This window comes from Acinetobacter sp. NBRC 100985 (assembly GCF_000241225.1).
Taxonomy (GTDB): Bacteria; Pseudomonadota; Gammaproteobacteria; order Pseudomonadales; family Moraxellaceae; genus Acinetobacter; species Acinetobacter venetianus.
Genome location: NZ_BAEB01000025.1, coordinates 1 through 23,992, shown reverse-complemented (window position 1 = coordinate 23,992; position 23,992 = coordinate 1). Strand labels below are relative to the sequence as shown.

The 23,992-nt window shown below is 37.4% G+C and carries 27 protein-coding genes and 1 pseudogene; 24 read left to right on the top strand and 4 right to left on the bottom strand.

Annotation, left to right across the window (positions count from 1 at the left end):
- The first annotated feature begins 189 nt into the window (after nt 1-189).
- The 16 genes and pseudogenes from ACT4_RS09965 to ACT4_RS09890 all read left to right on the top strand — a co-directional run bounded on the left by ACT4_RS09965 (nt 190) and on the right by ACT4_RS09890 (nt 11,996).
- Nucleotides 190-534, top strand: coding sequence for a PilZ domain-containing protein (locus tag ACT4_RS09965; RefSeq protein ID WP_004879891.1), 345 nt, complete (start codon nt 190-192; stop codon nt 532-534).
- A 25-nt stretch (nt 535-559) separates the two neighbouring features.
- A complete protein-coding gene (locus ACT4_RS09960) occupies nt 560-1,333 on the top strand; it encodes a TatD family hydrolase (protein ID WP_007481846.1) in 774 nt (257 codons plus the stop codon).
- A 40-nt stretch (nt 1,334-1,373) separates the two neighbouring features.
- Nucleotides 1,374-1,982, top strand: coding sequence for a TetR/AcrR family transcriptional regulator (locus ACT4_RS09955; protein WP_017196661.1), 609 nt, complete (start codon nt 1,374-1,376; stop codon nt 1,980-1,982).
- 306 nt (nt 1,983-2,288) lie between these two features.
- A complete protein-coding gene (locus tag ACT4_RS09950) occupies nt 2,289-2,864 on the top strand; it encodes a type II secretion system protein (RefSeq protein ID WP_007481844.1) in 576 nt (191 codons plus the stop codon).
- Complete coding sequence (gene gspI / locus ACT4_RS09945; protein WP_004879884.1) at nt 2,854-3,360, top strand: type II secretion system minor pseudopilin GspI; 507 nt, start codon at nt 2,854-2,856, stop codon at nt 3,358-3,360. The genes ACT4_RS09950 and gspI overlap by 11 nt, the downstream gene beginning before the upstream one ends.
- Nucleotides 3,360-4,097, top strand: a complete 738-nt coding sequence (gene gspJ / locus ACT4_RS09940; RefSeq protein ID WP_007481843.1) for a type II secretion system minor pseudopilin GspJ — start codon at nt 3,360-3,362, stop codon at nt 4,095-4,097. Before gspI ends, gspJ begins: the two co-directional genes overlap by 1 nt.
- A gap of 2 nt (nt 4,098-4,099) precedes the next feature.
- Nucleotides 4,100-5,056: a type II secretion system minor pseudopilin GspK gene (gene gspK, locus ACT4_RS09935; protein WP_007481842.1), complete on the top strand. Its 957-nt coding sequence runs from the start codon at nt 4,100-4,102 to the stop codon at nt 5,054-5,056.
- Nucleotides 5,057-5,163: 107 nt separating this feature from the next.
- Nucleotides 5,164-5,760 carry a 6-carboxytetrahydropterin synthase gene (locus ACT4_RS09930; RefSeq protein ID WP_007481841.1) on the top strand — a complete coding sequence of 199 codons (597 nt, stop codon included), beginning with the start codon at nt 5,164-5,166 and terminating at the stop codon, nt 5,758-5,760.
- A 44-nt stretch (nt 5,761-5,804) separates the two neighbouring features.
- The gene (ung, locus tag ACT4_RS09925; protein ID WP_004879875.1) at nt 5,805-6,518 is read left to right on the top strand and encodes a uracil-DNA glycosylase; all 714 of its coding nucleotides are present in this window, start codon (nt 5,805-5,807) and stop codon (nt 6,516-6,518) included.
- On the top strand, nt 6,518-7,639 hold the full coding sequence (locus tag ACT4_RS09920) for an enoyl-CoA hydratase/isomerase family protein (protein WP_007481840.1): 1,122 nt from the start codon (nt 6,518-6,520) through the stop codon (nt 7,637-7,639). Before ung ends, ACT4_RS09920 begins: the two co-directional genes overlap by 1 nt.
- A gap of 6 nt (nt 7,640-7,645) precedes the next feature.
- A pseudogene (gene tadA / locus ACT4_RS09915) lies at nt 7,646-8,154 on the top strand (tRNA adenosine(34) deaminase TadA).
- A 66-nt stretch (nt 8,155-8,220) separates the two neighbouring features.
- A complete protein-coding gene (locus ACT4_RS09910) occupies nt 8,221-8,661 on the top strand; it encodes an SRPBCC family protein (RefSeq protein ID WP_007481838.1) in 441 nt (146 codons plus the stop codon).
- 13 nt (nt 8,662-8,674) lie between these two features.
- Nucleotides 8,675-9,355: a (d)CMP kinase gene (gene cmk / locus ACT4_RS09905; RefSeq protein ID WP_007481837.1), complete on the top strand. Its 681-nt coding sequence runs from the start codon at nt 8,675-8,677 to the stop codon at nt 9,353-9,355.
- 114 nt (nt 9,356-9,469) lie between these two features.
- A complete protein-coding gene (gene rpsA, locus ACT4_RS09900; protein ID WP_004879865.1) occupies nt 9,470-11,152 on the top strand; it encodes a 30S ribosomal protein S1 in 1,683 nt (560 codons plus the stop codon).
- 157 nt (nt 11,153-11,309) lie between these two features.
- Nucleotides 11,310-11,612 carry an integration host factor subunit beta gene (locus tag ACT4_RS09895; protein ID WP_004879864.1) on the top strand — a complete coding sequence of 101 codons (303 nt, stop codon included), beginning with the start codon at nt 11,310-11,312 and terminating at the stop codon, nt 11,610-11,612.
- Nucleotides 11,613-11,630: 18 nt separating this feature from the next.
- A complete protein-coding gene (locus ACT4_RS09890) occupies nt 11,631-11,996 on the top strand; it encodes a lipopolysaccharide assembly protein LapA domain-containing protein (protein ID WP_004879862.1) in 366 nt (121 codons plus the stop codon).
- 70 nt (nt 11,997-12,066) lie between these two features.
- Here ACT4_RS09890 and ACT4_RS09885 read toward each other — a convergent pair whose 3' ends face one another.
- Nucleotides 12,067-12,393 carry an AzlD domain-containing protein gene (locus ACT4_RS09885; protein ID WP_007481834.1) on the bottom strand — a complete coding sequence of 109 codons (327 nt, stop codon included), beginning with the start codon at nt 12,391-12,393 and terminating at the stop codon, nt 12,067-12,069.
- Nucleotides 12,390-13,046, bottom strand: a complete 657-nt coding sequence (locus tag ACT4_RS09880; RefSeq protein WP_007481832.1) for an AzlC family ABC transporter permease — start codon at nt 13,044-13,046, stop codon at nt 12,390-12,392. The genes ACT4_RS09885 and ACT4_RS09880 overlap by 4 nt, the downstream gene beginning before the upstream one ends.
- Before the next feature lie 89 nt (nt 13,047-13,135).
- Between ACT4_RS09880 and ACT4_RS09875 the strand changes: the two genes are divergently transcribed.
- Together ACT4_RS09875 and pyrF are read left to right on the top strand one after the other, a co-directional pair.
- Complete coding sequence (locus tag ACT4_RS09875) at nt 13,136-13,684, top strand: helix-turn-helix domain-containing protein (RefSeq protein ID WP_007481830.1); 549 nt, start codon at nt 13,136-13,138, stop codon at nt 13,682-13,684.
- Nucleotides 13,685-13,792: 108 nt separating this feature from the next.
- Nucleotides 13,793-14,473 (top strand): orotidine-5'-phosphate decarboxylase, encoded by a 681-nt coding sequence (gene pyrF / locus ACT4_RS09870; protein ID WP_007481828.1) that lies wholly within the window; start codon nt 13,793-13,795, stop codon nt 14,471-14,473.
- 72 nt (nt 14,474-14,545) lie between these two features.
- Here pyrF and ACT4_RS09865 read toward each other — a convergent pair whose 3' ends face one another.
- Both ACT4_RS09865 and ACT4_RS09860 read right to left on the bottom strand, forming a co-directional pair.
- Nucleotides 14,546-15,463 (bottom strand): lysine exporter LysO family protein, encoded by a 918-nt coding sequence (locus ACT4_RS09865; RefSeq protein ID WP_007481827.1) that lies wholly within the window; start codon nt 15,461-15,463, stop codon nt 14,546-14,548.
- Between the two features lie 47 nt (nt 15,464-15,510).
- Nucleotides 15,511-17,025 carry an NAD(P)/FAD-dependent oxidoreductase gene (locus ACT4_RS09860; protein ID WP_007481825.1) on the bottom strand — a complete coding sequence of 505 codons (1,515 nt, stop codon included), beginning with the start codon at nt 17,023-17,025 and terminating at the stop codon, nt 15,511-15,513.
- A gap of 157 nt (nt 17,026-17,182) precedes the next feature.
- On the opposite strand from ACT4_RS09860, the gene ACT4_RS09855 reads away from it, so the two are divergent.
- The 6 genes from ACT4_RS09855 (at nt 17,183) to ACT4_RS09830 (ending at nt 23,920) form a co-directional block, all read left to right on the top strand.
- Nucleotides 17,183-18,202, top strand: coding sequence for an AraC family transcriptional regulator (locus tag ACT4_RS09855; RefSeq protein WP_026094098.1), 1,020 nt, complete (start codon nt 17,183-17,185; stop codon nt 18,200-18,202).
- Between the two features lie 118 nt (nt 18,203-18,320).
- The gene (gene zapE / locus ACT4_RS09850; protein WP_004879846.1) at nt 18,321-19,466 is read left to right on the top strand and encodes a cell division protein ZapE; all 1,146 of its coding nucleotides are present in this window, start codon (nt 18,321-18,323) and stop codon (nt 19,464-19,466) included.
- A 295-nt stretch (nt 19,467-19,761) separates the two neighbouring features.
- Nucleotides 19,762-21,924, top strand: coding sequence for a malate synthase G (locus ACT4_RS09845; protein ID WP_007481823.1), 2,163 nt, complete (start codon nt 19,762-19,764; stop codon nt 21,922-21,924).
- Between the two features lie 178 nt (nt 21,925-22,102).
- Nucleotides 22,103-22,477 carry a hypothetical protein gene (locus tag ACT4_RS09840; RefSeq protein ID WP_252316389.1) on the top strand — a complete coding sequence of 125 codons (375 nt, stop codon included), beginning with the start codon at nt 22,103-22,105 and terminating at the stop codon, nt 22,475-22,477.
- Between the two features lie 91 nt (nt 22,478-22,568).
- A complete protein-coding gene (locus tag ACT4_RS09835) occupies nt 22,569-23,189 on the top strand; it encodes a 2OG-Fe(II) oxygenase (protein WP_007481818.1) in 621 nt (206 codons plus the stop codon).
- Between the two features lie 68 nt (nt 23,190-23,257).
- Nucleotides 23,258-23,920 (top strand): SOS response-associated peptidase family protein, encoded by a 663-nt coding sequence (locus tag ACT4_RS09830; protein WP_007481816.1) that lies wholly within the window; start codon nt 23,258-23,260, stop codon nt 23,918-23,920.
- Nucleotides 23,921-23,992 lie beyond the last annotated feature (72 nt).

Below are 23,992 nucleotides of genomic sequence, written 5' to 3'. Positions count from 1 at the left end.
ATGAAAAACATTGTTTGTTGTTTCATCTAATGTTTCTTATAATCAAATCAAGAAATAACGTAATTTTTGTCTACGGTTTTTTGCAATCTGATTATTCATAATCAATCAAATGGCACATGTATTTGATCGATTTTTAGAATATTTAGTTATATAAAAATGATTTAAGTTTAAATTTAACAGGGGAATGTTATGCAACCGCAAATGATGGGTGGGATTATACAGGTAAATATTCCTGATAAAGCAACCTTGCAATCTAGCTATATGCCTTTTGTTCAAGGAGGTGGTTTATTTGTTCCAACTAAACAAGCTGTGAAAATGGGGCAAGAAGTTTTCGTGTTGGCGACCTTACCAGAACAATCTCAGAAAATACCACTCACAGGCAAAGTAATTTGGATTTCTCAAAAACATACACATTTTAAACCACAAGGCTTTGCAATCCAGCTTGTGGGAGAAAAAGGTGTGTATTATAAAAATGAAGCTGAAAAATTGTTGGCAGGATCTAAGGCTTTAGATCGCCCAAGTTATACAATGTAATTATAGTCGTAGATAGGAAAAAATAGTGTTTGTTGATACGCATTGCCATTTAACCATGTTGGATTTAAGTCCTTATGAAGGAAACTTAGATCAAGCACTTGAACAAGCTCGACTTGCAGGTGTTTCGAAGTTCATGGGGATTTCAGTTGATCTTGATGATCATATTAAATTGGCAGAAATCGCATCTCGTCATCACGATGTTGGATATACCGTAGGCGTGCATCCTTGTGAAGATGATCATGTGATGGCAAGAGCAACAACAGACTATTTGGTTGAACTAGCCCAATCTGAAAAAGTTTGGGCGCTAGGTGAAACTGGCTTGGACTATTATCACAGTACAGATTTTATTACAGAACAAAAACAATGCTTTGCTCGTCATATACAGGCTTCAAAATTAGTAAAGAAACCAGTTGTTGTACACACCCGATCAGCTAAACACGATACCGTTGATATCATTAGAGCTGAACAATCGACACATGGTATTTTACATTGCTTCACTGAAGACTGGGAAACAGCCAAAGCTGTGCTGGATTGTGGCTACTATATTTCTTTCTCAGGCATTATTTCATTTAAAAGTGCCCAAGATTTGCGAGATGTTGCAAAACAAGTACCACTTGATCGAGTGCTAATAGAAACAGATAGTCCTTATTTAGCACCTGTGCCATATCGCGGTAAAACGAATGAACCAAAATATGTTCCTTATGTAGCAAAAGCACTGAGTGATGTATATGATAAATCGCTTGAAGAGATTGGCATGATTACCACACAAAATTTTGAGAATCTCTTAAATTTGAAATAAACGGTTATTGTTGTACTAGGAAGAGAGTTATCACGTGAAAATGGATCGTCAAGCTCAGTTTAGAGCACGAGAAGTATTAATTTTTCAAATCGCTGAGCAACTCCTATTAGAAAATGGTGAAGCAGGCATGACCTTAGATGCTCTTGCAGCAGAGCTAGATCTTGCCAAAGGCACATTATACAAACACTTTCAAAGTAAAGATGAATTGTATATGTTGTTGATCATTCGTAATGAGCGAATGCTTTTGGAAATGATTCAGGACACTGAAAAAAGTTTTCCTGAACATTTAGCTTTCTTTATGTTGCATCATTTACATCATCCTGAACGCACAGCATTATTTCATCAGATAGAAGAACGTTTATCTACAACAGGTCAAGGTATACAGCTATTATTTAGTGAGTTATATAAAGTTCGTCGACAACGTTTACGCATTATTATTCGTATGACAGAAAGCTATTTGTTGGATATTAATAGCACGATGACAACGCGTGATTATTTAGCATCCATTTGGTCTTTGACTTATGGCGCTGCCGTTATTCTCAATTCAAGTTTTTACCAGCGTTATCTTGGTTCAAGAGATACTCTGCGAGTTGCATATATCGAACAAGCTTTAGCCATGCCGAAGCAACTTGAAACAATTACGACATAGTTGGTCAATACAATGAACTGCTCGCAGCATAGTCGACAAACAAGCAAACGACATCTTATTTCTCGGTTTGCTAAAGTTTCAAGCTATGCTCGATTTAAATGCGTCAACCCTGAGCATAGTTCTATGTCTAATACCCAGACAAAATTTCATCTTGTTCATCCTCACACTCGAAGTGTAGCTTCTTGTGCAGTAGAACCGCGCGTTGTTAGACGAAAATTTGCTCACTTCGAGCATAGAGCTTTGCCTTCTTGCGAAGCTAGGCTTCTTAGAGAGAAACGTTGTTTTACTCATCCTGTAACTCAAAGCATGGCTTCTAGTCTTGCGACACGATCGAGTGTTGCTCGATTTAATCGTGTCTCAGGATTTACCTTGATTGAGGTCATGGTCGTTATTGTGATCATGACGATTATGGCATCTTTAGTTGTATTGAATATTGGTGGTGTTGACCAACGTAGAGCGATGCAAGCCCGTGAGATGTTTATTTTAGATCTAAAAAAGATTAATAAAGAAGCAACGGATCAAGCTAAGGTATTTGCTTTAAATACCCAGAATGCGACTGATGTCGCACCGTTTAGCTATAATTTGTTCGAATATCACGATCAGAGCAAAGAACAAATTCAACAAGAAGATCGGACTTGGCAGCCTTATGTAGAATTCAAAACACGTCAGCTACCTGAGCAAGTTTCATTTAGCATTGAAAGTCTGGATAATGAGAGTTATCCAAAAGCTAACAATGAAGATTTGTTGGGTGGTAAGGCACCTCAGTTAATTTGGTTTGGCAATGGTGAGGTTAAACCTGTTCGGATTCAGTTTTATTATCAACAACAAGCAATTGGGCACGAATTCGAGTTAGATCACTTGGGTAAAGTAAATGAAAATTAGATACTCAAAACATAGTGTTCTTTCAGGTACTCAGACGAAATTATGTTTGGCTCATCCTGCAACTCAAAGCATAGCTTCTCGTCTTGCGACACGATCAAGCGTTGCTCGATTTAATCGTGTCTCAGGATTTACCTTGCTTGAAGTTATGGTCGCATTGGCTATCTTTGCAGTCGCAGCAATTGCTTTAACAAAAATAGCGATGCAATACACTCAGTCGACTTCAAATGCAATTTTACGGACCAAAGCACAGTTTGTTGCTATGAATGAAGTTGCCACGATGGAAATGAACCAAGAGTGGCTAGATGGAACTCAATCTAAACAAGTGACCTCTCAAGGTGAAACGTGGCAAATTGATAAAAAAGCACAATCAACGATTAGCCCCAAAATACAACGTATTGAACTGCAAGTTAGCTTATTTAATGCTGATCAAGGCAAAGTAGAAGCGGGAATTACTAATGTTGTATTTTTTAATTATCCAGCAAAAGCTAGAACATAATGAATAATAAAAATGTGTTTGGTATTTCATCAATTTCTAGTGCTCAACCAAAGTTTGGCTTGGTTAATTCAAACACTCGAAGCTTAGCTCTCGGCTTTGCAGTAAGGTCGAGCATTGCTCGTCAGAAATCAGTTTTAGGATTTACCTTAGTGGAGCTGTTGGTTGCGATCGCAATTTTTGCTGTGCTTTCAATGATGGGTTGGAAGGTTTTTGATTATCTGCTTAAAGTCAAAGATCGTAATGCTGAACATGAGACACATTTATTTGAATTGCAAGATGCGTATCAGCAAATTTTAAGAGACAGTTTGCAAATTATTCCTTTAACAGCAAATGATGGGAGGCAAATACAGGCTGCTTTGGTGCTCAACGATAGAAGTTTTATGTTCAGTAAGGCGGGTGTCTCAGATCCTCTAAAGCAAGGTTTGTCACCTTATGAGCGAATAGAGTATCGTTATGATTCGGCACAGAAAAAAGTATATAGACTTAAATATTCAAACTTGAATATCCCAAATCGTATTCAGCCTGTTTCAAGTACTTTGCTTGAAAATGTAGATCAATTTAAAGTAACTGTTTTGAATCCTCAAGAATTAACCCAATGGCCAGAAAATCTCAATGATCCAAATAATGTAGTAGAACTAAAAAAGCTACCATTAGGATTGAAAATCCAGCTTACGGTAGCAGGAACAGATTATGAATGGATTTATAGTCTGCTTCGTACCAATCAGGATGGTCAATAATAATGATAAAGAATCAATCACAACATGGCGTTGCATTATTAACGATTTTGGTTATGGTTGCTTTAGCGACTATTTTGGCTGCAACTATCGCAAAACGACAGTCTAATACTGCTGAAAATACAGGATATTTGATGCGGCAAGATCAGTCTTTACTATATGCCAAGAGTGCTGAAGCTTTTTTTTCTGAGTTATTGATTCAAGACAGTGATAACGGCAGCAGTATTGATCATTTACAGGAAAATTGGGCAAAGCCTATGCCCCCATTTTCAGTTGAAGATGGTGCTGTATCTGGTCGTTTGTTAGATGAATCTGGTAAATTTAACCTGAATAATTTGGTTAAATCTGATGGTAAAGTTGATGAAGCAGCCAAGCGTTGGTTTGAAAAACTTTTGCAGCGAGTTGGGCTTCCAGCAGAATTAAGTCAGGCTGTAATTGATTGGCAGGACAGTGATGATGAAACGACTGGTGCAATGGGTGCCGAGAGTAACTACTATCAAGGTTTAAATCCGCCTTATTTGGCATCGAATACAATGTTTCATAGTGTTGATGAATTGAAGCTTGTCAAAGGCTTTGAAGGTAAAAACTATGATTTGATTAAGCCTTATGTGACGGCTTTACCAGAGCAAACCAAAGTCAACATGAATACTGCATCGGCCTTATTATTGGCAAGCATAGATCCAAGAGTGGATGTAAACGCACTCGATCAAGAATTAAAAGCAAAACTCTCTAATTTAACTTATTTTAATAATGTTGATGATTTGTGGAAGTTAAATGCTTTTTCTGGGGTTGAGGATCAGACAAAAAATGATGTTGCAGGGCTGTTAGATAGCAAATCAAATTATTTCGCTGCTCAAATTGAAGTTGTTTTAAGCGAACGGAAACGTCAATTTACTAGCTCTATGGTGAGAAAAGATAGGCAAGTCACTGTTTACTCAAGAAGTCTTGCACCTTTTAATTAATTTTCATCATTGAGTTTGCAAATGGTGACAAGATTTAAAATCAATCCCAATGCTAGTTCTTTTGCTTTATAATAAAATTCGTTTGCAGATAAAGATTAGCTTGGTGCATGTTAATTCGTAAATTATTTAAGTTTGAAAATGCTCATATTGTACGAAATTGTACATCGGATCGTTGTAAGCGTTCGATTCATGGGCATAGTTATAAAGTTGAATTATTATTAAAAGCGTCAAAGCTTGATCATGGACAAATGGTTTATGATTTTGGTCTTTTAAAAGGCGTCATTAAAGAGTTGTTTGATAGTTTTGACCATGCGATTTGTTTCTGGCAAAAAGATGATGCCGCGTACATAGATGCATGTAAAACGTTTAGTGCTCGCTGGATTTCTTTACCTGTTTCACCTTCGGCAGAGCAGTTCTCACGTATTTTCTTTTTCCTTGCTCAACAAGTATTAAACTCGACTGCTACTCAGAATGGTGAGGGTGATGTTGAGGTGTATTCTGTGATCGTGCATGAAACAGATACGGGCTATGCTCAAAGCTTTCAAGAAGATATTAATAATGAGCAAATGGGCTTGTTGAATTTAGAGCAAATCATTTTTTCTGAACAAGTACAGTCTGAGTGGAGCGATACACAGATGTATGAAAAACTGAAAAAAGGTATGAAGTTTCAAAACCCGAATGTAGAACTACAAGTAAATATTTAAATACTTTATCAATTTATTGAGCGAATTAATTTCAAGGAATTTTGATGCAATTTACTGAACAACAGCAGGACAAATTAAATAAAGTTCAGTTGGATGACTCATGGAAAACTTCACTATCAGATTTTCTTCTCAGTCAGAAGATGGATAATTTGCGTGAATTTTTGCAACAAGAGATACTTGCACAGAAAACGATTTATCCGCCAAGTAAGCAAATTTTTAATGCATTCAACACTACGCCGTTAAATAATGTGAAGGTCGTAATTTTGGGACAAGATCCTTATCATGGCCCAAATCAGGCGAATGGCTTAAGTTTTTCTGTACAAAGAGGGGTTGCATTACCTCCATCTTTGCGTAATATTTTTCATGAGTTACATACTGACTTAGCTGTGCCTATTTCTCGTCATGGAGATTTAAGTAAATGGGCGGCTCAGGGTGTATTGTTATTAAATAGCGTACTTACAGTTGCTGCTGGGCAGCCGACATCACATCAAAAGCAAGGATGGGAAGACTTCACCGATGCTGTGATTGATACGTTAAATGAACAACGTGAGCGAGTTGTCTTTATCTTATGGGGTGCTTATGCGCAACGTAAAGGGCAACGCATTGATCGCAATAAACACCTTGTGCTGACTGCAGCGCATCCATCTCCGCTTTCAGCGAATAGAGGTGGTTTTTTTGGTTGTAAAGTGTTTTCAAAAACAAATGATTATTTGAAACAACATGGCATTGAGCCTATAGACTGGCAATTGGACGCATAATGACTTCTCCCGATTTAAGTAGCTATCATCCTGATTTAGTTATCGAACAGGCAAAAAATGGTTGGCGTATTGTTCGCCTTAACAGACCAAAATCTTTACACGCATTAGATGAATCTATTGTTAGTGCCTTGTTGAAAGTGTTTGAAGACTTTCACGTCGATGAAAGTGTAAAAGCGATTTGGTTTGATTCAACAACGCCTAAAGCATTCTGCGCAGGTGGTGATGTTCGTAAACTTCGTCAATTAGTTATTAATAATGAAGTTGATACTGCAAACAAATTTTTTGAGCAGGAATATGCTTTAGATTTATTACTTCATAATTATGCTAAGCCAATTGTCGTTTGGGGTGAAGGCTATGTGATGGGTGGTGGTCTTGGGTTGTTTATGGCAGCTCCATTTCGTCTAGTTACGCCATATTCACGTTTGGCAATGCCAGAAATCAATATCGGTTTGTATCCAGATGTAGGCGGTAGCCGCTTTTTAGCTGATCGTGGACAAATTGGCTTATTTACAGGGTTGACGGGTTCGATCATGACGGCTGCTGGTGCATTTAGCATTGGCTGGGCGACACATATTTGTGAGGCTCAACGAGATAACGTGCTTCAAAAAGTTCTCAATGTTGACTGGAATCATTATCCAGCAGGCGCATTTCGTGCAATTGATGACACTTTAAATAGTTTACACAGACCTGTAGCTTCTGGGCCATTGCAAAATTCTATTGATGTTATTCATAGCGTATGTCGTGGACAAAGCTTTGAATATGACTATCAAGCCATCATCGGTTTGAGCGAAGCGAGTAGTGACTGGTTACGTCAAGCAAGTGAGAATTTACAGAAGGGTTCTCCAAGCACTGCCGCAATCACATGGTTGTTATGGCAGTGGGGTAAGCAAGGTCATGCTTGGGATGAAGTTTTTGCATTAGAAGCACAAATTTCAGATTGGAAAATTCGCCATCCAGACTTTGTAGAAGGCGTCCGTGCCCGTTTGGTTGATAAGGATCTTTCACCAGAATGGAAAGCTGCTGAAAAAATTACCTTAAAAGATATTTTGTCTGATCATCCACCAGTAACAAATATTGATAGTTGGAATGCGCTTTTAAGACAATATGGCGTTGTTTCATAATTTATCATGACTGAAATAAATACAGATGATGAATACTGGATGCAGTTTGCTTACGAGCAGGCTGCATTAGCTGCGGCAGATGGGGAAATTCCAGTTGGAGCAGTGATTGTAAGTGATGGTAAGATTATTGGTGCAGGTTATAACGCTCCGATTAAACTGTCTGATCCGACAGCTCATGCTGAAATTCAAGCATTACGTTCTGCTTGTGCATCAATTCAAAATTACCGCCTTCCTGATGATGCTGTTCTTTATGTAACCCTTGAACCTTGTACGATGTGCGTAGGTGCATTGATTCATGCGCGTGTGCAAAAAGTTGTTTTTGCAACAACCGAACCTAAAGCTGGTTCTTTAGTGAGTGCTCGACAGTTACTAGAGAACGGATATTACAACCATAAGTTTACGTTTGAGCATGGCTGTATGCAGCAGCAATGCTCAAATCAATTAAGTCATTTTTTCAAGAAAAGAAGAGATGAAAAAAGAAAAATCGTTTATCTAAAACGTCCTTAAATGATTAAAAATGTTTCATTAGTTGTGGCACACTAAGCCTCCCATGATTTTGGTTAGATCAAAAAGGCGAAGTTATGCGTAATGCAATCACTGTAAAAAAAGAATTTAATGCTCCGATTTCTGAAGTTTTTGAATTATTGTCAAAACATTCAACTTACAACAAAGCTTTCGCTCCAGTTCAAGTGGTACGTGTAAAAGATTCTGCTGATCCGCAACGCCCTGATGGTGTTGGCTCTGTTCGTCGTATGGGTTTTGGTCCAATTAAGCCGCTGCAAGAAGAAATTACGTTATTAGAAGAAAATAAACGTATCGAATATAAGTTGATTAATAACCCATTGGTAAAACATCATTTGGGACAAATTGACTTTAAAGAAATCACGCCATACATCACGCTTGTGACTTATAAGATTGAATTAACAGCAAAAGCACCTTTTGTAAGCAAATTAGTTCTTGCACAACTAAAAGCAGCCATTACACTAGGATTCTCTAAATTAGCCAAATCAGTTGCTTCATAAAAAAGAGATTGGAATGACAGTTCATATTATTACGATTGATGGTCCGAGTGGATCTGGTAAAGGTACATTGGCTGCAAAAATTGCCGCACATTATCATTTTAATTTATTAGATTCTGGCGCACTCTATCGTTTGCTTGGGCTGTCATTGTTTCAAAAAGAATTGTTGGATCAGCTTGATACAGCACTTAGCCAATGTGTTGATTGTGCATTGAATTTAAATATCGAATTCAAGTCAACTGAAAACTCGATTTTGGTTTTCCTAGATGGAATTGATGTAACAAATACGATTAGAACTGAACAAGTGGGCGAGTACGCATCTAAAGTTGCTGCTGTTCCTGAATTGCGTAAAGCATTATTTGAACGGCAACGCGCATTTATTCAAGCACCTGGTCTAGTTGCTGATGGCCGTGACATGGCAACTTCTATTTTTCCAGAAGCCCAAGCGAAAATTTATTTAACTGCTTCGGCTGAGTCTCGGGCTGAGAGACGCGTAAAACAGTTGCAGGGCATGGGCCTTGATGCTAAAATAAGCGACATTTTATCTAACATACAAGCTAGAGATAAGCGAGATATGGAGCGCACAGTTGCTCCTCTCAAGCCAGCTGATGATGCGTATATCATTGATAGTTCTAGAATAGGCATCGATGAGGTGTTTCAGTTAATGGTTGACTATATCAATAGCTGTATAAAATAGATACACAGTTTTTTATCAGTTGAAGCATTGCTTGATCAGATTTTTTGGACAATGTAACAACTTAACTAAACCGGCCTTGTCTGATCCAAGACCGCGGACTTTATCAGGTATATCATGACCGAATCTTTTGCAGCCCTCTTTGAAGAAAGTGAATTAAACCTCAACGTTGAAAAGGGTGCAGTCATCCAAGGTACTGTTGTTAGTATCGATTCTGACTGGGTTACTGTTGACACTGGCCTTAAATCTGAAGGCGTAGTTGACCGTGCTGAATTTTTAAATGAACAACGTGAACTTGAAGTTCAAGTTGGCGATACTGTTGACGTAGTTGTTGAAGCACTTGACAACGGTATGGGTCAAACAGTTTTATCACGTGAAAAAGCGAAGCGTGCTGAAACTTGGACTAAACTTGAGAAAATCTTTGAAGACGGCGAAATCGTTACTGGTGTTATCTCTGGTAAGGTTAAAGGCGGTTTCACTGTTGACATCGGTCCTGTACGTGCATTCTTACCAGGTTCTTTAGTTGACACTCGTCCTATCCGTGACACAACTCACCTTGAAGGTAAAGAGTTAGAGTTCAAAGTAATCAAACTTGATGCTAAACGTAACAACGTTGTTGTATCTCGTCGTGCAGTTATGGAAGCTGAATCTTCAGCTGACCGTGAAGCATTACTTGCTCAACTTGAAGAAGGTCAAACAGTTACTGGTACGATCAAGAACCTTACTGATTACGGTGCGTTCGTTGATCTTGGCGGTATTGATGGTCTTCTTCATATCACAGATATGGCTTGGAAGCGTATTAAGCACCCTTCAGAAGTGGTTGAAGTTGGTCAAGAAGTTACTGTTAAAGTACTTAAGTTTGACCGTGAGCGTAACCGCGTATCATTAGGTCTTAAGCAATTAGGCGAAGATCCATGGTTAGCGATCATGAGCCGTTATCCTAAAGGTTCTATCGTTAAAGCACGCGTAACTAACTTAACTGACTACGGTTGCTTTGCTGAAATCGCTGAAGGCGTTGAAGGTTTAGTACACGTTTCAGAAATGGACCACACAAACAAAAACATCCACCCATCTAAAGTAGTTCAGATCGGTGACGAAGTTGATGTTATGGTTCTTGAAGTTGACGAAGAACGTCGTCGTATTTCTTTAGGTATCAAACAAACTCGTGCTAACCCATGGGAAGAGTTTGCTAAGTCTAATGAAAAAGGCGAAAAAGTTTCTGGTACGATCAAGTCAATCACTGACTTCGGTATCTTCATCGGTTTATCTGGTGGTATCGACGGTTTAGTACATTTATCTGATATTTCTTGGAACGAACAAGGCGAAGAAGCTATCCGTCGTTACAAGAAAGGTGACACAGTTGAAGCAGTTATCTTATCTGTAGACGCTGAAGGTAACCGTATCAGCCTTGGTATCAAGCAATTAAACAGCGACCCATTCAATGACTTCTTAGCTGCGAATGAACGTGGTGCTTTAGTTAAAGGTACTGTAACTGCTGTTGACGCTAAAGGTGCTACAGTTAAGTTAGCTGATGACATTGAAGCAACTCTTAAAGCATCTGAAATCAACCGTGATCGCGTTGAAGATGCGACTAAATTCTTAGAAGTTGGTCAAGAAGTTGAAGCGAAGATCATCAACGTTGATCGCAAATCACGCTCTATCAACTTGTCTATCAAAGCGAAAGACGAAGCTGAAGAGAAAGAAGCTGTGAACAACGCTCGTCAAGCTGCTGCTACTCAAGCTGCAGAAAGCAATGGTCCTAAGACTATTGGTGACTTAATTAAAGCTCAAATGAAGTAATTTGTTAAAAGGTACGTTTCTTGTAACAGAGACGTACTTTTTTATACAAAAATACTGTAAACGGTAGCGTAGTATTGATGTACTGCGCTACCGTTTTGTATTTAAACAGGTTATTATTAAAAACATTGAGAAGTAGCAATAATTAAAGAGGTCATCAATGACGACTGAAGCACTTAATAAATCTGATTTAATTGAACGGATTGCACTTAAAAACCCACACTTAGCTGAGCCTTTAGTTGAAGATGCAGTTAAGATCATGATTGATCAGATGATCGAAGCACTTTCGAGTGGTGATCGTATTGAAATTCGTGGTTTTGGTAGCTTTGCTTTACATCACCGTGAACCACGTTTAGGTCGTAATCCTAAAACAGGTAGAGCAGTTGATGTTGCGGCAAAAGCAGTTCCTCATTTCAAACCTGGTAAAGCACTTCGTGATGCGGTAAACGAATCAGCTAAATAAAAAAGAGAGGTGCAGCTTATGCGCTATGTATTAATTGCATTACTCGTTGCTATTTTTGGCTATGCTTTAGCCTTGGTTCTTCAGAATCCAGCGGAATTACAAGTAGATCTATTATTTACTCAAGTTCCTGCAATGCGTTTGGGTTTATTACTTTTGTTAACTCTAGCATTAGGAATTGTTGTTGGTTTATTGTTGGGTGTTCAGGTTTTCCGAGTGTTCCAAACAAGTTGGGAAATCAAGCGTTTACGTAAAGATATTGATCACCTTAGAAAAGAGCAGATTCAACTTGCACAACAGGCTGCTGCTGAAGCTGCCGCAAGTGTAAGGCATGAGAAAACTGTTCTAGATATTAATCCTGAAGGTCAATCTCGCACTCCACTGTAATTAAAGAATTCTAAGATTATTTATAATCTAAAAAATAGCTCTTTGTGTTAATCAAGGAGCTATTTTTTTACTAAGAAAAACCTAAATATCTTAAAGTTGCTGTTACTACGATTGCGACTAAAATAACAACAATCAAAGAGTATCTTTTCCAAGCAAATAAAATTGCAACCGAAACGCCAATTATTTTGCTTATTCCACTAAATTCATTCTCTGTAAAAATTGTATTGAATACAGCTAGTGTAAATAAAAGAATGCAAGCTGAATCTGAAAGCATTTGTCGATGATGCTCTTTAAAAGCAATTCGATTTGCAAGGTAAATGCCAGAATATCGAATGAGATAAGTTCCGATTGATAAGATCGCAATTCCAGCAATTATATAAACAGTGTCGTATTTCATTTTGATTTTCTTCCTAAGAGTAAACCAAACATAGAAATTAAAACTGGTAAGCCTGTCGGTAGAAAAGGAATAGAGGCTAATGATAAACTACTTCCGAAGAACACCCTGTTTCGAGTCGTTTTATTTTTCAACAGAGGGAGTATCAATGCAAAGAGAATGGCAGGAAATGCCGCATCAATTCCGAAGGCATAAATATTTGGAATATTCTGACTCAATAAATAACCAATGATTACGCCGACTGGCCAAAGAATAGCGATACCTATTCCACACATCCAATATGCTGATTTTTTTATAGCTGGTTGTTGTTGGCTCAATCCAAACATAACACTTTCATCATTCATGATGTGACATGCAATAAAACGGAAAGCATTTTTTTCTATAAAGTCAGCAACAGATAACCCAAAGGGTAAGTGACGTAAATTAATCAGAATCCCTGTGAATGCAGCAAAAATGGGGTTTGCACCCGTTGCAATCATACCAATAAAAGTAAATTCAGCAGCACCAGCGAGAACTGTCAAAGAAAGCGCGAGTGGAATCCAAAGCGGAATATTAAAACTAGCAGCAACAGCACCTAATGAAATCCCGACGATGCCCGTAGCTACAGAGATCAAAACAATTGCTTTGATTAGGTCGTATTGTGTTTTATTAGACATATCTGATTTCTATATCAAACGAACGTACGATATAATAATGCATTGTCATGCTGTTCGTCAAAGCGAACAATCGTTTTTTATGGTGTACTATGTCATTGCCAATTGAAATCGTTGCAAAAGGTTTGCAGAGAGAGAGACAAAAAGCTGGATTATCATTAGCAGAAGTCGCTAGACGTGCTGGTATTGCAAAATCGACTTTATCTCAGTTAGAAGCCGCACAAGGAAATCCTAGTTTAGAAACCTTATGGGCATTGTGTGTAGCTTTGGACATTCCATTTGCTAAATTAATGGAAAGCAATATTGCTCAAACCCAAGTCATTCGTTTCGGCGAAGGCCCATCTGTTTCATCAGAAGTAGCACATTATCAAGCAATCTTATTAGCAAACTGTCCAACAGGTGCAAGACGTGATGTTTATATCTTGACAACTCAGCCCGGTGAGCCGCGTTGCAGTAAACCGCATCCGATTGGTAGTGTTGAGCACATTATTATTATGAAAGGTAAAGCGAAAGTCGGCTTGATTACTGAGCCAATGATATTGGAGGAAGGAGATTATATTTGTTATCCTGCTGATCAAGATCATATTTTTGAAGCATTAGAATTAGATACACGTGCAATATTAATTTCCGAACAAAGATGATTTAGGTTTGATAGAAATGCTTTTTTTCATTAAGCGTGTTTTCATACTTTGTTCATTTTATTATTCACTCTATAATTAAGCCGATTTTTATGTGATGGAACTAGATTCGTGAGTATTATTGTTGCCTTAGACGCAAAAAGCCAATATGACGCCTTAACAATTGTAGAACAGCTTGATCCGTCACTTTGTCGCGTCAAAGTTGGTAAAGAATTATTTACGCATGAAGGGCCATCGGTTGTTAAAAATTTACAAGATAAAGGCTTTGAAGTATTCCTTGATTTAAAATTCCATGATATTCCAAATACGACAGCCCAAGCTGTATGCGCTGCTGCTGACTTAGGTGTGTGGATGGTCAATGTACATGCATCTGGTGGTCGTAAAATGATGGAAACCTGTGTAGAGCGTTTAAAAGCAGGTAACTATAAGACTCAACTCATTGCAGTCACAGTTTTAACTTCAATGGGTCGTGAGGATTTACGTGATATTGGTTTAGATATTGAACCAGTCGAACACGTAAAACGTTTAGCGAAATTAACTCAAGAAAGTGGTTTAGATGGTGTTGTATGCTCAGCACAAGAAGCAAAAATTCTACGTGACATGTTGGGTCAAGAGTTTGCATTGGTGACGCCGGGTATTCGTCCTGAAGGTTCAAATGCAGATGACCAAAAACGCATTGTCACACCTAAACAAGCAATCTTAGATGGTTCTACTCATCTAGTGATTGGTAGACCAATTACTAAGGCTGAAAATCCTACTGAAATGTTGAAATCGATTTTAGCTTCTATCTAACTCATTTGTTTTATAAAAATAGGTGGTATGAATTGCCACCTATTTTATTTGAATTGCATAGTTTTTTAGTAATTAGAAATTTAAGCTCAAAAATAAACTAATTAATAATGGTGCAAGTAACGATAAAATTAATCCACTCATCATCGCATGAGGAACATAATGCGTACCGCACGATTGTTTTACCATCGCAAGTGTAACGTCCATTGAGGTGGCACCTGCACTCGAAATTGCAGAGCGAGGGAAACGCCAACCTAGGCAATACATCAATAAAATTGCAAAAATTTCTCTAAATAAATCTGTTAATAATGCAATTCCACCTAGCTTAGGTGAGTGCAATTCAGTGAATAAAATTCCAGACATTGAATACCAGCCGTAACCTTGGGCTAAGGCCATAACTTCATTTAGATGATACTGCTTAGACAAGAGTAAATAATTAAAGAGTGCTGCAAGGCAAGAGCCGATAAAAGCGGCTAGAGGTACTAAGAGAATTCGCCAGCTTAACCAGCTACGGTCAAATTGTGTAAACGCCAGTTCGACACCGATGAGAAAAATAAAAATGAGTAATAAATACCAACTATTGAAGTCAATTTGTATTTCAGACCTATTTATTAATATACCTAGTAGAATACCGATAATTAGCGCTAGAAATGCTTTGGCTATATTTTTTAAAGCATCCACAAATAGGTGTAATGAAATCTTGCCTTGTACGCTTTGCCGATCAATCAATTTGTACGTCAATAAACAAACAAAGAATGAACCAATCGAGGTCGTAAAAGCAATCAAGATTGCTGGCGGAAGGATAGTCGTAGGATGATCAATATGATTGAGCGCTTGGGCCAATTCAAATGCCACACTCACTAATAGGATATAAGAAAAATAAGGAAGAACTTTAAATACAAATTGCTTTAGATTTTTAGAAAGATAGGGTGCTATAAAATAGCCTAAGCTAATCGCAATAAATATTTGGAAGATTAGAATAAATGAATGCATAAAAAAAGCAGGTTATAAATAACCTGCTTATTATGAAGAATTATTGATTAAGCTGCATTGTTTTTTGCATTCGCTGTTGTGCTCATAAAGTTATAATCAGCAACATTCACTTTGCGAGTTTCTAGCCAATATTTCCAAGTATAAGTTGGCCATAAAGAGAAGTTTTTACCATCAGCTGCTTGATACCAACTGCTGCAACCGCCAGCTTGCCAAACGGTTCCTTTGAGCTGTTCTTGTACGCGTTCATTAAACTGATCTTGTACATCATGTTTGATTTCAACAGCTTGTGTGCCAGTTTTATCTACAGTTTGAATGAGTTGTAAGATGTAATTCACTTGTGACTCGATCATGAAGATTACCGAGTTATGACCAAGAATAGTATTAGGCCCTAAGAGTTGGAATAGGTTAGGGAAGTTCTTAGTACTTATACCATAATAACTTTCTGCACCACCTTTCCATGCTTGCTTAAGTTCGATCCCATTACGACCAACACAGTTGAAGTGCTTTAAGTAAATACGCGGGTCTGTAATAAAGCCTGTACCGTAAATCAAGCAATCAATTGGACGCTCTTGACCATCTTTGGTAATGATCCCGCTTGCAGTCACTTCTTGAATGCCATCAGTTACCAATTCAACATTTTTACGATTAAAGGTCGGGAAGTATTTGTTTGAGATCAAAATACGTTTACAACCCATAACAAAGTCTGGGGTTAGTTTTTTCGCCAATTCCTTGTCTTTCACTTGGAAATGGATAAATGCTTCAGCAAGTTTTTGTCCATATTTCATAATTTGTGGTTGTACAATCGGTACAACACGTGATTCATTGGTCCAGTACAGACGAGTACGGTGAATTTGACGATAAATATTTGAAGCTTTAAAGAGTGATTTACTCAGTTGTGAATATTTACGTTCGTCACGCGGAATCACCCATGCTGCTGTACGTTGAAACACATAAAGTTGTTTAACATCTTTTGCAATTTCAGGGATATATTGAATTGCACTGCCACCTGTACCAATGGATGCAACAGATTTACCTTCTAAACTATAGTCATGATCCCATTGTGAAGAATGGAATACTTTGCCTTTAAATTTCTCTATTCCTTTAAGATGCGGAACTTGAGGAACGTGTAAAGGTCCAGAGGCAAAGATAACAAATTGAGCTTCAAGAGTTGGCTGATCTTTTAACTCTAAAGTCCAAACATTACGAGTTTCGTCGAACTCGGCATTGGTCACTTCATGATTAAACTTACAATAATATTTTAGTTTATATTGCTCAGTAATATCTTGAATATATTTAAAAATTTCATCTGCTTCTGCGTAGCGCTTTGACCAGTCTGTTTTAGGTGCAAATGAAAGAGAATACATATGTGATTGAACATCACAAGCTGCACCAGGATATTGGTTTTCACGCCATGTACCACCGACATCATTGGTCTTTTCTAAAATCACAAAATCGTTGATTTGACTTTGTAATAGTCGAATTGCCATTGCTAATCCACCAAAACCAGCACCAATAATTGCAACTTTAGTTTTTTGAATCGCATTTTGGGATACTTCACGCATAGCCTACGCCCTATATACAGCTAAATTTTGCTCAATTTTAAAGGTTTTGTTGAGATTAAATATGATTGTATAGACGCAAAACTTGATCATTTCGGCAATTCATTTGCTCGTTCTTTTGTAGTACAACATTAAAGTTTTGAGAATTGTATTTGATGAGATGAAAAGATCTATCCTCGGATTGATGTATTTGATTCAAGGCATGCGGCATGTCGGTATTGATGTGGATGCTCGCCTCGCAGATATGGGAATTCAAGCTGATGCTTTAGATCCAAGCTCTATTATTCCAGATGCAATTGAATGGGATATTTTACAGCATATTAGTCAGGATCTTCGTGCTGAACAAGGTCTGTTTATCGGTCAGCATTATGCACTCGCAGGTTATGGGCCTTTTCTCATGTTGTTGGTAACAAGTGAGAATTTACATACTGCTTTGCACAATGGTGTCCGTTTTCAGCGTTTAACTCATCTTTTCGGTTCATTGGATCTCAATATTACTGAGCATCAAATCTATTTAGATTATCAGCCTGTTCAATTGGACACTCACTTAGGTCATTTAAGAGCACAATGTGAAATTTCAGGTACTTATAAGTTTTTGCAAGATATTTTCAAGATGATGGGGCTTGAAACGCCTAAAATTAAAATTGAATTACCATTTCAAAGACCTGCTGATTTATCATTATTATCTGCATATCAAGAATATTATGGACAAGATGTCAAATTCGACTGTAAACAAGCATCGTTTATTCTGAATGATATCGAAATTTTAAAAGTAAAAATTCCTTCTGCTGATGCGATTACTTGTCGTGTTTATGAAGAAAAATGCCTACAAGACTTAGCGAACTTGCAGAAAAGTGAAAAGCAAAAACTTACTGTTGTTGAGTATGTCGAAGATTATTTAGAGCTGCAAAATGGAATCATTCCAACGATGGCAGAAACGGCATGTGCTTTACATATTCCTGAGCGTACATTAAGACATCAATTACAGCAAATGCAGACCAGCTATAAAGAAATTCGTGAACGTCTGATCAAACAGAAGGCAATAAAATTTATAGAAGACAGTTCATATTCGATTGAACAAGTGGCAGAATTGCTTGGTTATTCTGAACCAGCAGCGTTTAATCATGCGTTCAAAAGATGGTTTGGACAGAGCCCAAGACAATATAATCGAAATAATTAAATGATTAAAAATGGTACATTATGATGTTTAAACTCTATGATAATTAAGCCTAAAATCTAATGTCTTTGAACTCAATGTTCGATATAATTTTCACCAATTAAAATTGCAATAACACCTTATGTCAAATTCTAAACCAGACTCATATAGCACTGCATTTATCCCAACATCACCTGCAGAGCGTTATGCTCAAGCACTTGATTCAGGACAATTCATGCCAGATGAAGCGCAAGCTGAGGCAGTGCAAGAGTTAGATCGAGTATGGAAAGAGTTACTCACTCGCTATAAAGCATCAAAGAAGGCATTTCGACGTTTCCGTCGTCAGACCTATCCAAAAGGTGTTTATATGTGGGGTGGTGTAGGTCGTGGGAAAACATGGCTAATGGATCAGTTCTATGATGCTGTTCCATTTCGTCGTAAAACACGTATGCATTTCCATCATTTTATGCAACATGTTCACAAAGAGTTGAACAAGTTATCTGGCCAACGCAATCCATTGGATTTGGTAGCTGATCAGATCTATAAAAATGCTGTTGTGATTTGTTTTGACGAATTCTTTGTGTCGAATGTTACCGATGCGATGATTTTAAGTGATTTATTTCAAAAGCTATTTGAGCGCGGAATTACTTTGATCGCCACATCAAATATTGCACCAGAAGGATTATATAAAAACGGCATTCACCGCGATCGTTTCTTACCAACAATTGAGCTAGTACAAAAAAACTGTACGGTTTTGAATGTTGATGCTGGTGTCGATTACCGTTTACGTGTTTTAAAGCAAGCACAATTATTTAAGTATCCATTAACCAATGATGCACAGTCTTGGTTATCGGATCGCTTTAAGGCATTGACGCAAACACAAGTTCAGTCGAATTCTCCAATCATGATTAATAATCGTATTGTAGAGACCTTAGGTCATACCGAAGATGTTTTGTGGTGTGAGTTTTCTGAACTATGTTTCAAACCAAGAAGTCCAGCGGACTTTATTGAAATTGCGAATATTTACAACACCGTTTTAGTGAGTAACGTACCTCATTTAACAGATTTCTTATCCGAAGGTACGCGTCGATTTATTTATTTGGTCGATGAGTTCTATGATCGTGGTGTAAAGCTTTTGCTTACCTCTGAGGACTCAATTATTGAACTATACGAAGGTTCAAAATTGGCTTTCGAGATTGAACGGACTAGATCACGTTTACTCGAAATGCAATCTGATGATTATTTACATTCTGAGCATCGACAAATACAAGTCGCAAAAACTTCATAAATGAAAAGGCGTTCTTCGGAATGCCTTTTTTTATAAATTCGATACAGAGAAGGCTTTATTCTTGGTTGAATTTTGTTATAAATAAATGGCTTTAATAGAAATAAGTAAATTACAAACTAGAAAGGGATCTTTCTCCGTATATTTGATGTTTTGTCGATAACATAAAGTTAAGCTTGTCAATACTTCTAATGGAGAAAATGCTTACTATTTAGGAATGTGATATTACTATTCAGGCTAGTATAAATCGGTATACTAGGTTTCTTGTTATAAAAAGTTAGCACCATCAGGAAAGACAATGACTGTACGTATTCAACAAGGCAAGCTAGCGATTGCTAAAGAACTTTACGATTTCATCGAAAATGAAGCTTTACCAGGTTCTGGTTTAGATAGTGAAACTTACTGGAAAAACTTCGAGCAAGTCGTTGTCGATCTAAGCCCAAAGAACAAGGCACTATTGGCTAAACGTGATGAACTTCAAGCAAAGATTGATGAATGGCATCGCAACAATAAATTCGAATTAAATGCATATAAAGCATTCTTAACAGAAATTGGCTACCTTGAACCAGAAGTTGCAGACTTTAAAGTAACGACTGAAAATGTAGATGAAGAAATTGCATTATTAGCAGGTCCGCAACTTGTTGTACCAGTACGTAATGCACGTTATTGCTTAAATGCTGCAAATGCACGTTGGGGTTCATTGTACGATGCGCTTTATGGCACAGATGTAATCTCAGAAGAAAATGGAGCAGAAAAGGGTAAAGGCTATAACCCTGTTCGTGGCGACAAAGTGATTGCATTCGCTAAAGATTTCTTAAATCAAACTTTCCCATTAGCGCAAGGCTCACATGCAGATGCGACTAAATACGCTGTTGTAAATAATGGTCTAGCAGTAACACTTAAAGATGGTTCTAATACATCTTTAGCGCATGAATCTCAATTTGTTGGTTTTAATGGTGATGCTGCTAATCCAACAGAAATCGTTCTGTTGAATAATGGTTTACACGTTATCATTGATATCGATGCAAATAGCCCGATTGGCAAAACTGATGCGGCTGGTGTAAAAGATTTAACACTTGAAGCAGCAATCACAACGATTCAGGATTTAGAAGATTCTGTTGCAGCTGTAGATGCAGAAGAGAAAGTTGAAGGTTACCGTAACTGGTTAGGTTTGATGAAGGGTGATCTTCAAGAATCTATCGAGAAAAATGGTAAAACGATTACTCGTACTTTAAATAAAGACCGTACAGTTCAAAACCTAATTGGTGGTACGACAACTTTACATGGTCGTTCGCTCATGCTTCTTCGTAACGTTGGTCACTTAATGACGAATCCAGCGATCCTTGTAGAAGGTGAAGAGGTATTTGAAGGTATCATGGATGCGTTGGTAACGCCGTTACTTACAATCGCTGATATCCGTGGTCAAAACGAGAACCACAACTCTCGTAAAGGTTCTATGTATATCGTTAAGCCGAAAATGCATGGGCCTAAAGAAGTTGCTTTCGCCGTTGAATTATTTGAGCGTGCTGAACAAGCACTTGGTTTACCAGCTAAAACGCTTAAAATCGGTATCATGGATGAAGAGCGTCGTACATCAGTGAACTTGAAAAACTGTATTGCTGCTGCTAAAGACCGTACCATCTTTATCAACACAGGTTTCATGGACCGTACAGGTGACGAAATCCATACATCTATGGAAGCTGCTCCAGTTGTTCGTAAAGAAGCTGTTAAAACACAAAAATGGATCGCTGCTTACGAAAATCGTAACGTTGCAATTGGTCTAGCATGTGGTTTACAAGGTAAAGCTCAAATTGGTAAAGGCATGTGGCCAAAACCAGACAGCATGAAAGATATGTTAGCAACTAAAACTGCTCATCCAAATGCTGGTGCGACTTGTGCTTGGGTTCCATCACCGACAGGTGCAGTACTTCATGCATTGCATTATCATCAAATCAACGTTAAAGCACGTCAAGATGTATTAGCTGCTGAAGATATGTTGACACTTGATGACTTGTTAACACCTCCATTTGCACCTGAAACAAACTGGACTGCTGAAGAGTTGAACAATGAGCTTGAAAATAACTGTCAAGGTATCTTGGGTTATGTAGTTCGTTGGGTTGACCTTGGTGTAGGTTGTTCTAAGGTTCCAGATATCAACAACGTTGGTTTAATGGAAGATCGTGCAACTTTACGTATTTCTTCACAACACGTTGCTAACTGGTTACGTCACGGTATCGTAACGCGTGCGCAAGTTGAAGAAGTACTTAAGCGTATGGCTGTAATTGTTGATCAGCAAAATGCGAATGATCCACTTTATACACCAATGGCGCCAAACTTTGATGGTATTGCATTCCAAGCTGCTTCTGACTTGATTTTCAAGGGTGCTGAGCAACCATCTGGTTATACAGAGCCATTGTTACACGCTGCTCGTTTAAAACTTAAAGGTTATAAAGGTGATTAAGTTCATTTTATAGGCTGATAAGAGGTACCTAGTCGATAGGTACCTTTTTTTATAAATAGAGGAAAAAATATATTTTTGGAACACAAAAAAATTAATTGATGATTTAAGAAATGACCGTTTAAGTGAGCAGAATTATAAAAACTACTATTTGGTAAGTAGTGTATTTATGGTCATCATCATGTTTGCTATGCGTTTGAATCCAATTGTTGATATTGGCCCAAGCCTGATTAATGCTTTTCAAAGTATTGTAATACTGATTGTTGGTACAAATTTCTGTTTTAAAGCTAATGGGGGAAATCAGGGTAAACAATTTTTAAATCGACTTATTTGTATTTTTTTACCGATTGGTGTGAAATTCTTTGTAGCCTACTTATTGGTTCTTATTTTTATTATCCTTGGTTTTGTTATCTCGGCAAGATTTATTGAACCCTCAATAATTCCAATTTTGATTGAACCCTATAAAAATTGGGTTAATTTTTTCATCTCAATTGTAATTCAGGTGATCATGTATTGGCGTTTTTGTATTGCACTCAAAGCAATTAACCGTATATAGAATTAAGTCGTAGAAGTAGGATTAAACATCTTACTCGTAAAATTTTTGCTATAATCTATTTTGATTTTTATCATTCAGTCGAATCATAACGATGTCACATATTTTAAAATTAGATGCTCTCAAAGAAGCGCAAGTTTCAACTTCACCATATCCTTATTTTGTAGTTGAAAACTCAATTGTAGACGATGAAGTTAAGGCGGTAATTCAAGATTTCCCTAAAATTGAGCAGGGTGGTAGTTATAACATTGCAGATGTAGAGTTAAAGCCAAATTTTGATCGTTTTCTCAAATCATTAGATTCTAAAGAATTTCGTCAAATTCTGACAGATAAGTTTGATGTGGATGTTATGGAACATCCAATGATGATTACTTTACGTGGCTATTCACGTCAAAAAGATGGTCGTATTCATTCAGATTCAAAAACCAAGCTTCTTACAATTTTGATTTATTTGAATGAATCTTGGGATGCTCCAACAGGTCGCTTACGTATTCTTAATGATGAAAAGAATATGGATGATTATGTTGAAGAAATTAATGCTGGCCCTGGGACTTTAGTTGCTTTTAAAGTGACAGATAATGGTTGGCATGGTTATGTACCTTATGAAGGACAACGTCAATCAATCCAAATCAACTTTTTAACCAGTGACAAAGCAAATGCTAAACATCGTTTTGTGCATGGATTAAGCGCGAAGATGAAAAAGTTATTTGGATAATTAGAGAATATATGAAAAGGAGGGCAACCTCCTTTTTATTTTTAAATCTGAGCTAAACGACATAACACATGTGTGCGAACTATAAACCATTAACCATCGAACAGTCTAAGCAACTCGAATTGCCACTGATTCCATTTGAATATGCAGAGGAAGTTTATCCTAGCTATAAAACGCCTTTGTTATTTAAATCTGATCATGGTTTGGAGTGGCGTGAAGTGTTGTTTGGATTGGTACCGAAATGGTCTGAAGATATCAACATTTCAAAGCATACCTATAATGCTAGACATGAGACAATCTTTCAAAAGCCAAGCTTTCAGGATGCTGCTTACAAATGCAAATTTGGTGTAATTCCAGTTTCGGAATTCTATGAAAGCAAGTATATCGAAAATAAGCCGCAACGCTGGGGTGTTCGACGCAAAGATGGTAAAGCATTTTATATCGCAGCGCTCTATGAAATTCGTAAGTTAAATGATCAAATTATCCGCTCAGCGGCGATGCTTACGATGGACGCAATTGATCATCCGATGATGAAAGATTTCCATGAACCAGGTGATGTAAAAAGATCAGTTGTTGTGATACCTGACACACGTTTGGATGAGTGGTTGAGCCTAAAGCAACCGTATCAACTTAATGAGTATATGCAAGGTTTTCCTGTTGAAGAGTTTGAGTGTTCACATGTACCAAAAGCAAGAATTGAAAAGATCACACCGCAGTTGAATATGTTTGATTAAATGAAGATTATTTCAAATAAAAAAAGCTACTTTAAGTAAGTACTTTTTATTTATTAGTTTAAATTAGTACTT